The organism is Sulfitobacter sp. TMED3 (assembly GCF_002167505.1).
Taxonomy (GTDB): domain Bacteria; phylum Pseudomonadota; class Alphaproteobacteria; order Rhodobacterales; family Rhodobacteraceae; genus Sulfitobacter; species Sulfitobacter pontiacus.
The window spans coordinates 1-10423 of record NZ_NHBI01000066.1 but is presented as its reverse complement, the minus strand read 5'-3'; the positions used below and the strand labels follow the sequence as shown (position 1 = coordinate 10423).

General features: G+C 60.3%; 10 protein-coding genes. 4 read left to right on the top strand and 6 right to left on the bottom strand.

What is annotated here, in order from left to right:
• Together CBB63_RS15340 and CBB63_RS15335 are read left to right on the top strand one after the other, a co-directional pair.
• A partial coding sequence (locus tag CBB63_RS15340; protein ID WP_353744279.1) for an alpha/beta hydrolase family protein occupies nt 1-881 on the top strand: 881 nt, incomplete at its 5' end.
• 44 nt (nt 882-925) lie between these two features.
• Nucleotides 926-1684, top strand: coding sequence for an enoyl-CoA hydratase (locus CBB63_RS15335; RefSeq protein ID WP_114865475.1), 759 nt, complete (start codon nt 926-928; stop codon nt 1682-1684).
• A gap of 155 nt (nt 1685-1839) precedes the next feature.
• Here CBB63_RS15335 and CBB63_RS15330 read toward each other — a convergent pair whose 3' ends face one another.
• Nucleotides 1840-3114 carry a surface lipoprotein assembly modifier gene (locus CBB63_RS15330; RefSeq protein ID WP_254693876.1) on the bottom strand — a complete coding sequence of 425 codons (1275 nt, stop codon included), beginning with the start codon at nt 3112-3114 and terminating at the stop codon, nt 1840-1842.
• Nucleotides 3115-3197: 83 nt separating this feature from the next.
• Nucleotides 3198-3902 (bottom strand): hypothetical protein, encoded by a 705-nt coding sequence (locus CBB63_RS15325; RefSeq protein WP_114865474.1) that lies wholly within the window; start codon nt 3900-3902, stop codon nt 3198-3200.
• 171 nt (nt 3903-4073) lie between these two features.
• Here CBB63_RS15325 and CBB63_RS15320 point away from each other — a divergent pair, with 171 nt between their 5' ends.
• Complete coding sequence (locus CBB63_RS15320; protein WP_286699758.1) at nt 4074-6242, top strand: sensor histidine kinase; 2169 nt, start codon at nt 4074-4076, stop codon at nt 6240-6242.
• The gene (locus CBB63_RS15315; RefSeq protein ID WP_114865473.1) at nt 6239-6880 is read left to right on the top strand and encodes a response regulator transcription factor; all 642 of its coding nucleotides are present in this window, start codon (nt 6239-6241) and stop codon (nt 6878-6880) included. The genes CBB63_RS15320 and CBB63_RS15315 overlap by 4 nt, the downstream gene beginning before the upstream one ends.
• Nucleotides 6881-6981: 101 nt before the next feature.
• On the opposite strand, the gene CBB63_RS15310 is transcribed toward CBB63_RS15315, so the two are convergent.
• The 4 genes from CBB63_RS15310 to CBB63_RS15295 form a co-directional block, all read right to left on the bottom strand.
• On the bottom strand, nt 6982-8076 hold the full coding sequence (locus CBB63_RS15310) for a C45 family autoproteolytic acyltransferase/hydrolase (RefSeq protein ID WP_286699757.1): 1095 nt from the start codon (nt 8074-8076) through the stop codon (nt 6982-6984).
• Nucleotide 8077: 1 nt separating this feature from the next.
• Nucleotides 8078-9151, bottom strand: coding sequence for an extracellular catalytic domain type 1 short-chain-length polyhydroxyalkanoate depolymerase (locus CBB63_RS15305; protein ID WP_286699756.1), 1074 nt, complete (start codon nt 9149-9151; stop codon nt 8078-8080).
• A 30-nt stretch (nt 9152-9181) separates the two neighbouring features.
• Nucleotides 9182-9598, bottom strand: coding sequence for a ribbon-helix-helix domain-containing protein (locus CBB63_RS15300; protein ID WP_114865470.1), 417 nt, complete (start codon nt 9596-9598; stop codon nt 9182-9184).
• Nucleotides 9599-9676: 78 nt separating this feature from the next.
• A partial coding sequence (locus CBB63_RS15295) for a UdgX family uracil-DNA binding protein (RefSeq protein ID WP_286699755.1) occupies nt 9677-10423 on the bottom strand: 747 nt, incomplete at its 5' end.

The following is a 10423-nucleotide window of genomic DNA, read 5'->3' as shown; positions in this document are numbered from 1 at the left end:
GAAAGGGCCAGCCGATGACTGAAGACATTACCCAAACGACCATCCGCTTCGCCGCCACCGATGGATGGGAGCTGGAGGCAGACATCTATACCTCACCCTCGCCCAAAATCGCGGTATTGATCTCGGCCGGCACGGGGTTCCCGCGTCAGTTTTATACGGGCCTCGCGATGTATCTGGCCCGCCAAGGTGCCGTTGTCCTGACCTATGACTATCGGGGGATTGGGGGATCGAAGGGCAAGGATCTGGCTAGATCCGGTATCGACTACCCCGACTGGGGACGGCTTGACGCGCCCGCCGCCCTAAATGCGCTGGAGGAGGCGGCACCGGGCCTACCGCTGACCCATCTGTGCCACAGTGTCGGCGGGCATTTTGTCGGCCTCATGCCGAACCACTCCAAGATCACCAGACACGCGTTTGTTTCTGTCGGGACCGGTTATTTCGGCGGCCACCACCTGCGCAATATCCCGTCCGAGCTTTATTTCTGGTGGGTGTTGGGCCCCTATTTGCTGCTGCGCTACGGCTATATCAAACCGGCGGGCGGCTGGCGGGGCGAAGCGCTGCCACCGAAACTGTTCAAGACATGGCGCCGGTGGAGCCAGCGCCGCAGCTATTTTCAACCGGACCTCGCAACGAAACTGGCCCCGCATCACTACGACGAGGTCACAGCCCCTATCCGGTCTTGGATATTCCCCGATGACCCGATTGCGACGCCGTCAACCGCATCCGACCTTTTAAAGTGTTATCCAGCCGCCCCGCACGAGGTGATCATCCGCACACCATCGCAGGTCGGTGTAACGCGGATCGGGCACGAAGGCGCATTGCGCAAAGGCCGCGACGCTTTATGGGCCGAATTCAGCAATTGGCTCATGGGCGCGTCTTGAACCGCAACCGATTTCCATCGCCATTCAAATCAACAGGATCAAACATGACCGAAAACATCAAGCTACACACCGACCAACGAGTCACGACCATGACCATCGCGCGCCCCGAAAAGCGCAATGCCATTACGCAGGATATGTATGCCGCTATGGCCGACGCGCTGGAAGACTATGCCCAATCCGACGCCGTACGCGCCTTCGTAATCACAGGTGCGGAAGACTACTTTACGTCCGGGAATGACTTGCAGGATTTTGCCAAGGGAGCCCGCAGCGACGGTGTGCCGCCCGTTATCCGGTTTCTGACCGCGATCTCCACCTGCCCCAAACCCCTGATTGCCGCTGTAAACGGACCGGCCATTGGTGTCGGGGTGACGATGCTACTGCATTGCGACCTGATTATCGCCGCCGACACGGCCACATTCAGCACGCCATTCGTCCAACTGGGACTGGTACCCGAGGCCGCCTCGTCGCTTTTGCTGCCCGCCACCGTCGGCATGGCCGTGGCGAACGATATGCTGCTGGCCAATCGCGTTCTTGATGCGGCAGAGGCGCTGCGTTTTGGGTTGGTGTCGCGTGTCGCTCCCTCGTCCGGTTTTACCACCGAAGTCGCGTCGCTTGCGGCTGGTTTGGCGCAGGCGGCACCGACCTCGGTTATCAAAACCAAGGCGCTGATCCGTCATGGCAAGGACCAGATGACCGCCCAGATGGAGCGTGAATCGGTGCTGTTCGCCGAGCAGCTGAAATCTCCGGAATTCGCAGAGGTCGTCGCCGCCAAGATGCAAAAGCGTCAGCCGGTCTTCAAATAACGCGCCGCTTTGCCCTAAGGCACCCGGCGGGCAAACCTGACGGTTCAACCCGGTTTTCCGGGTCGGCCGCAGGTTCGCTTGCCGGGTGACGAGCCATATCTCGAAGGCACGACCGAACCTTATGTAAGCGGCCAGCGACTTAGGGCCGAAGTTCTTCAAAACGATCGTGTCAGGCCGATGCTGGCAGTGGCGTTGCGAAACCTGTTGATCGAGATGGTGGAGCGTTGCTCTTCAAACCCGAGCCTCAGAACCTGGGTAAATCCCTTGTAGCTCCAGTTCTGGTTGGACAGGTTCAGCATGACGCTTGATTTCTTGTCGACGCGGGCAACGCCGAAGATGGGATGCACGCCGTCAAATTCGTTCCGATCAAACGACAGATCCAGCCCGACCCGAAGACCGCCGGCAAAGGAATAATCGCCGCCGATGGTGACGCCCGCCGCATGGCCCGCGACGGGGCTGTAAGAACTGGCACGGGTTTCCGCGCGCATACCTACGCGAAACACAAGCTGCGACGATGCCGCATAAGCGAATTGCGCAGCACCTGCTGTTCGGTTCACGTCGACACCGCTGCCATCGTAGGTGATACGTTCGCGCTGAAGCACCGCCGTGGCGCGGGCGCGGGTGCCGAGGTTGCGCGTATAGGACAGGCCAAGGCCCAAGGTATGCGCATAGGCCGCGTCATCAATCCAGCGCTGCGATCCATAGATCTCGGCCGAGACAAGACGCCCCTCATCGGCGAAATGCAGCAGGGATGCACTGGTCCGAAGGGTCACTTCATCGGGCGCACGCCCGTCGAAAAGCCGGGCATCCAGATCCAGCGCGAACCTGGCGCGTAAGGCGTCCGTAAGACGCGGCACGGTCGCGACGCCCGTGCCAATCTCGAACGCTGTGGCGGATTGGGCGCGGGAATTCGGGTCCAGCCGCAGCACAAAGCCGCTGAGGTTCACCGTCTCTGCAGAGGTCCGGCGGGCGGCATTGCTTTCGGGCACAATGGCAAAACGGAAATAGCCCTGCCATTTTTTCGGTTTGGCCAAACGGTCAAGCTCCGCCTGCACTTTTGCCTGGACAGAGGGCGACAAACCCGCGCCCTTGGCCAGTTCAAGGTGATATCGCGCCCGTTCGATCTGGTCGCTTTTCACCAATGCGTTCGCCAGCTCAAGCCGGAACGTGGGATCGTCTGGCCGCAAGATCACAAGCCGCGCCAGCGGGGCAACGGCTTGGTGTGACTTTCCGGAACGGTTGTAGGCGACCCCTAGAATCCACATCCGGCGCAGGGTCTCTGTCTCGGTCTTGGGTGAATACCCCTCGAGCAATGGAATAACCTCTGCGGCTTTTCCCTTGAGGATGCTTTGTTCTGCATCATCAAGGGAAAAGGCCGCTAATGGCGAGGCCAGTAAGATTAAAAATAGATTGTATAAAATTCGCCGCATCAAAGACCTCGGCTACCGCGGGGAAAGCGGGTTTTTGCGGCCGGTAATTGACCGCATCCAAGAGACCCGCTTATCCGTCGCTTCTATTTCTTGTTGGCGTAGAATGTACCACCGACGCCCGCGTCGAAAATCTGCGGCGAGGGATTGTTCACATCGTTGATACCGCCAGATACCGGTCCAAGCATCGATTCTGCACCCGGCCCCATGAAGTTTCCGCCGAACTGCAAGGTGGCGTCCCCTTCGTTCTCGTCACTGCTAAGCCGACCGGACATATGGAACAGCATCGCGCCGGTGTTCTGCTCGGGGATATTGACGCCCGCGACGACCTGCGCCGGAATGGTGGTACGGCTGAGTGAGGCTGGCAAGCCTTGATCGACCGTCAGCGTCCCGTCCAGTTTGACGGAGTTCGAGGTGCCCGCCTCTGTCGCGACGATGTTGGAGGCCGTTCCGGTGAACGGATTGGTGGTCTGCCCGTCGGTCCAATCCACATCGACTGCCAGATCGCCAATGATTTCCGCGCTATTCGCATCGATATCGGTGCCGAAAATCTGGGCCGATCCACTGTTCACGCCGACCTTCATCTGACCCTCATAGCTGGCTTTCAGCGACGTGGGCATATCCGAAGTGGGGGCCTTTTGACTGACAGCGTTAAAGGCTGTTTCAAAATCCTGCCCGCCACCTGCGCCGCCGCCAACAAGCCCGCCGGCGGAGCCGCTTCCATTACAACCAGACAAGACCGTTGCTGCCCCAAGGCTTGCAATAACAATACTAAGACGTGCGTGTTTCATGAAATTCCCCTTGCTTGATTTAAAAAATTCTTCTTCACTTTTTAGATACCTACTTCATGAAATCGTCTCCCCCCCGTTCAGGGGGTGTCCTCCGACAAGAGTATTTTGAGAAGATGAGCCGTATAGAATGATTAAATTTGCAATTATAAATTCCGCTGTGTGGTCCATAAGATGACACGTCCACATGTCGCCCCCGGAGCCGTTTTCGCGCTTTGCGTCGGGCTCTATCTGGCCGCCGCCGCTGCCCTGACATGGGTGGCGACAGCCCAGCCGTGGCTCGGGCTCAGGCTTGGCGTGGTGGGGCAAAGCGTTGTCGTCACTGACATCGCGCAGGGCAGCGCCGTAAGCCGCGATATGATCGGCAAGGCGCTTCTTGGCCTTTCAGCGGATAACCAGCCCACAATCCCGGTGACACCCCTAGATCTGATAGAAGAGCCCGACGGGATCGGTGATCAAGAGACCCAGCGTCGCTTCTTTGACCGTCAGGATCGCCTGCATGACGCGTTGCGCAGCGGCGCAGTCACCCTGACGTTCGACCAAGCCGACGGCCCTGAAAGCGTAGCGGTAAGGGTCCAGGAAAGCCGTCCGGTTTCGGATCTGCCGATGAAATTCTGGACGCAAATTTTTGTCGCGTTCGTGGGCATGTTTATCGGGACTTGGGTCGTCTGCCTACGCCCTCATGAACAGGCCGGATGGTGGTTTCTGCTTTCCGGGATCGGGCTGGCTTTGGCATCGTCGAGCGCCGCGATCTACAGCTCGCGCGAGCTCGCGCTTAGTCTGAAGGCCTATTCGGTGGCCTGCCGGGTAAATTCCGGTGGATCGCTGCTGTTCGGGATCGGTATGGTGACGTTGTTCCTCTCATACCCGCGGCGCATTGTTCCGAAACCTGTGCTCTGGCTGCCGACACTTCTGATCGGTGCCTGTATCCTCTTGGTGCTTGGCCCCGGCTGGCCGGACAACCTGAACAATGCCCCGGATTTCATCGCGATCATCATGGTGGCCCTGTTGCTGGTCATTGCCGCACAGGTCGCCGCCAATCGCCGCGACCCGGCCGCGCGGGCGATGCTGGGCTGGCTTGGCGTTTCGGTTGCGGTCGGTGCGGGTGGCTTTGTGCTGACGTCCATCCTGCCGACGCTCATGGGGTTGGCCCCGGTGATCGAACAAAGCACTGCGTTTTTGTTTTTCCTGATCATCTATGCTGGTATTGCCTTGGCGGTGACGCGCTACCGGCTGTTCGATCTGGCGAATTGGTCCTACGGCATCTTGTTTTATGGCCTTGGGGTGGCTTTGCTTCTGGGGCTTGATGCCGCGCTCATCTACGGGCTTTCGCTGGGGCGCGCCCCTGCCTTTGGCATCGCCCTCGCGGCGATCTGCACGGTTTACCTGCCCTTGCGCGACAAAGTCTGGGTGCTGCTCAAGCGCAACCGCGAGATCCCGGCGGAAGAGCTGTATCGCAGAGTGACCCAGATCGCCCATGCGAGAGACCCCGAAGACAAGCAGAGGCTGCTGCGTAAGTTCTGGTCCGATATTTTCAATCCGTTGCGCATCAAGGATCAACCGGCGTCTACCACGATCACCGCACTGCAAGACGATGGCCGTATCCTGACGCTCGCATCTATCGGCAATCTGCCCGCACTGTCGCTTGAGCTGGCCGGGCAGGGATCGCGTCTTTTCTCGTCGCGCGATCTGGCGCGTGCCGATGCGATCCTGTCGTTGCTTGATGCCAGCCTGTCCCAGCACGAGACCTATCTTCAGGCCGTCAGCGCAGAGCGGCTGCGCATCAATCGCGACATGCATGACAATATAGGTGTGCTGCTGCTCAGCGCCCTGCACACCGGCCCTCGGGAACGCAAAGACCTTCTTATCCGCCAGACCCTCGCCGATCTACGAGAGTTGATTTCAAACCCGGATCAGACAGATTGGGATCTGCGTGATCTGCTCGCCGATCTGCGTGCCGAAATCATCACCCATTTCGAGGCCGCCCATATCACCGTCACGTGGCAGGCCGACGAGATCACCAAAGGCCGTATTTCCCATCGGTTGGCGCATGCGCTGCGCGCCTTCCTGCGAGAGGGGACCAGCAATATCCTACGCCACTCGGGCGCGACAGAGGCGAAGGTCCGGATTGCCCTGGAAAGCGATGGGTTGCAGCTTACGCTAAGCGATAACGGCTCGGGCTTTGACAGCAGCGTTGCGTCGCTTGGCAATGGTTTCAGAAATCTGAGAAACCGCTTCACCCAGTTGCAAGGTGCCTTCAGCTACAGCACCGGTGCCAAGGGCACCACCTTGACCGCGTTTCTACCTCTTTTCAGCACTCAGAAAGAGGCCGCAGCAGAATGAAGCGTATCCTGATTGTCGAAGATATCGTCGAAACCCTGCGTTGGCTGGTCGAGATCGTACAATCAGCATATCCGGCGGCCACAATATGCACGGCCAACTCGGTACGGACGGCGCTGTCAAAACTGGATGGCCAGATAGATCTCGCCCTGATTGATCTGGGCCTGCCTGATGGGTCGGGTCTCGAAATCCTGCGCGGCCTGAACAAGGCCAGCCCCTCTGCAATCAAAGTCATAACCACGGTAATGGGCGACGACGCGAGCATTGTTTCCTCGCTCTCGGCCGGGGCGGACGGGTATCTGCTGAAAGAGACAGAGGCGGCGGTGCTCTCTCGCCAGCTGACACAGCTTTCTATGGGGTTACCGGCGATATCCCCCTCTGTCGCCCGCCGCATCATGGAACACTTCCGCCTCACTGGGCCAGTCGCCAGCCTGGACGGGCGCCTGACGGAGAGGGAGACCGAAGTGCTCACGCTCATCTCCAAAGGTCTGCGCAACGCCGAGGTCGCCTCCGCATTGAACATCGCGGAAACGACCGTCGCGGGATATATCAAGATCGTCTATCGCAAGCTCGGCATCTCCTCACGGGCGGAAGCTGCATGGCACGCGAACCGCTTGGGGCTTGGACTGAAACCGGAATAGCGCCTGTGCTCGGCAGTTCGATTTCGACGAAGGAGCGGCTGCCGTTGGCGTGTTGTAGGGTCTGTTCCGCGTAATATAGCAAGGCCTTCCGCTTCGACGCCCTACGCCACATCGCCCCCGGCGGGAACAAACCTACGCCAATCAACCCCGCGGCCCGCTGCGTAGTCCAGACCGATTTGCACCCAATCGATGGCACCCCCTGCGGCCACCGATGACGGGGTGCTGCCATAGGTGACCTGTCGCGTGCCTTCCTCGAACGCGTCAATTGATTGAGGCCAGACCTCATCGTCCCAATGCAGCGTCATCTTCCGGCGTTTGGGTTCATATTCGGCGGTGAAAAGCGTGCCAAACCCTTCGGCGTAGCGGTCTTGCTTGAGCGGCGCTTGGGTGAACTGACCTGCCAGCGCTGACGGCGTGACCCCTTTGGATAAGACACTCACAAGGTGTTTTGACCGTTCAAACGTGCGGGTAAAGCTGCCTCTGTCGGGCGTGCTGCCGTCGGTCTGGTGGTTTGTGGCGACCAGCCGCGGCTGTACCTTTGCCCCGCCACCGGCGTACATCTCGACGCTGGCACCCGCACCCGAGGCATCGGCGACCACCACATTATAGGGCATATGCGACGGCACGCGTTGCAGCACGCGCAGCGCTTGGGGCACGGTTTCGCAGGTTTCCAGAACGTAGCGCAGGATTGTGGTGATACCGAACCCGCGCCCTGTTTCCTGCCGCCCGCCATAAGCCAGCGCGATGCTGAGCCCCGCATCATTGATGCCATCGGACAGACCCCAAAGGAATTCGACCATACCCATCACGCGCCGGCCGGTCCAGGCGCTGTGCAGCTGTAGGCCTTCGTTCAGGTCAGGCGACAGATCGTAGTTGCGCACCAGCCGGATGTCGTCGTCCGACGTGGCCACGGCGAGGGAGCAGCCGCCCAGATAGCTTGGCGGGCACCACGTGGACAGGAAGCGTGCTGCACGGTCCGACCCGCCCGCGAGCGCTGCGAGCTTGGCGTGAACAGGCACTAACTCGGGCATATATTGCTTTAGCGCCGCCTCGCAGGCTGCGCGGTCAGGGCCGTTATCGCCGCCGCGTGCGGTGAACCATGCCTCGTAGGCGGGCCATGAACGGGCCCATCGGGCTGCCCATTTCGGGCCCGGCGCGGCTTCGCTGATGGCGTCAAAGGTAAGAGAGTGTGTCATATCATGCGCCTTTAATAGGCAAATCGAGGAAGAACCGCAGCATTTCGCGGCTGGCATCCGGTCCTGTGGGGTCCGTGTATGACCCCGCGCTGTTGCCGCCCGACCACGCGTGACCGAGGCCCGAGACGGTCCATTGTTCCATCACGACATGGCCTTTCGGTGCCATCACGCTGCGGCGGGAGAAACGGCGCCCGCCCGTGCTGCCGTCGTCCAGAACCTCGGGGCCTTTTGGGGCCTGTTTGGCGATCGCATCCGCATTTGCGGCACTCACAGTGCTATCCGCATCGCCCTGAAAGATGATCGTCGGGATACATTCCCCTGTGTCAAAGCCTGTTGCCCCCTGCCCCATGGCCGCAAAAGCCGATGGCACGTCATGGGCGGCGCGGTAGGGCAAACCGGAATGGGCACCCACCGCGTCAAAGACATCCCGATAGGTTTGTCCCAGCACCACAGCCATCGCCGCGCCGGCCGACAGCCCCGCAACAAAGCTGCGCCCTTTGGGAATGGCATGGTCGCGCTGAAGTTGTTGCATCAGCCCCGCAAGGATCGCCGGTTCACCAGCGCCGCGCATCTGATCGGCGGGGTCAAACCATTTCCAGCAGTTCTGCATATTCGCCATGCGGGATTGCGCCGGATAGACCACGATCAACCCATGCGCCTCTGCCAGTTGGTTCATGCCCGTGCCCTTGGCAAAATCCACAGGGGATTGTTTGCACCCGTGCAGCATCATCACCAAACCTGTCGGCGCAGAGCCTTTGAGGTTGGGNATATAAAGCCGATAGTCGCGGCTGCCTGCGCTGCAGGAAAAGCTGCCGCTGCCGAATGTGGCACCCTCGGGCAGGTCCGGCTCGATGCTNTCACCGCCGTTCAGNGNNGATTGCGCCAGCCCCGAAAGCGTCTCGCGCAGGCCGCGGCCGATCTTGGCTTTNCNNAAGGGGCTTTTGCNACCTTTCGCCATGCTCCCCAGCCCACCGGNGCCAAGCGCGTTCTGGATGGCTTCGGTCGCCGCTTTGGGGTTACCCGCGCGCACAAGTTTTCCGGCACGGCGCAGGGCCGCGTTAAATTCATCTGTCATGTCGCATTCCTTTTTAGGATGATGCCGGAGCTAACTGATCCGGTCGCCGAGTGCTTTCTTGACTTCGGTGCTGGCTTGAAGCGCCCCCAGCACGTTGATGGAGCCGATGGTCGCAAGGGCCAGCTCTGGCGTCACATCGCGCGCGATACGGGCCAGTCCGACAACCTTGATGTGCAGCACTTCATTTGCTGCCTGCACCGCCTCGAGATCCGCGACGGAGTAATCGCGCAGACCCATTTCCATTGTGTGACGGTCGATAGACCGTGTCACCGTTTCCGACTGGTGATCCAACTGCTTGCGGATCGCCGTGCGGATAAAATCGCTGCGGTTGGAATAGAACCCCTCCTGCACCAACAGGTCGATCCGCCCGAGATCGACAAAGCCGAGGTTGATCGTGATCTTTTCGTTCTCGGGTTGCTTTTCCCGTAGCTCCCTGACGTTGCTCATCTCGATTCTCCATCCATGTGGATGGTATATGGCATCCCATAGCCATATTGCAACTGCCCCCTAAGAGATTTCGCCTTTTCAGGCCAACATTCGTACGGCGGCGGTCAAATCGTCTTGAAATTGGGCAGTTGCGTCGGCTTTGGCCTGAGGATCGGGGAGGCGCAAAAGATACGAGGGGTGCAGCGTCAGCAGAACCGGCGTGCCTGACGGCGTTTGTTCGACCGTGCCACGGCGGGCGGTGATGGCATCGCGCCGTCCGGTCAGCCCTTCGGCGGCCGTCGCCCCCATGCCCAAAATCAGCTTGGGTTTGACCTGTGCGATCTCGGCATCCAGCCACCAGCGGCAATGTTGAATCTCTGACGCATTGGGCCGTTGNTGCAGACGGCGNTTNCCNCGCGGGGTGAATTTGAAGTGTTTCACCGCATTGGTCACAAACGCCTTGTCCCGCNNCANCCCCGCCCGCCCTGCGATCTGATCAAAGAGCTGCCCCGCNGGCCCGACAAAGGGCCGCCCGCTTAAATCCTCCTGATCGCCNGGCTGTTCGCCNACNATCATCAGNTCGGCATCCATGGGGCCCTCGCCCGGTACGGCCTGTGTCGCATTGCAATGCAGGGGGCAGCGGGTGCAGGCGGCGATATCCTTGGCCAACGCGTCTTTCGGACCCTCCCACGCGGATTGATGCGCGGCGAGCTGCGCCTGTACCTGCGCCAATCGCTGCGGCGGAAAGGACGGTGCTGCCTCGGCCATCGCGCGGGCACGGGCGGGGGCGTCGGCGATCATTTGGGGGATATGCGCCGCCTCGGGCATGTTCTTCCAGTATTTCTT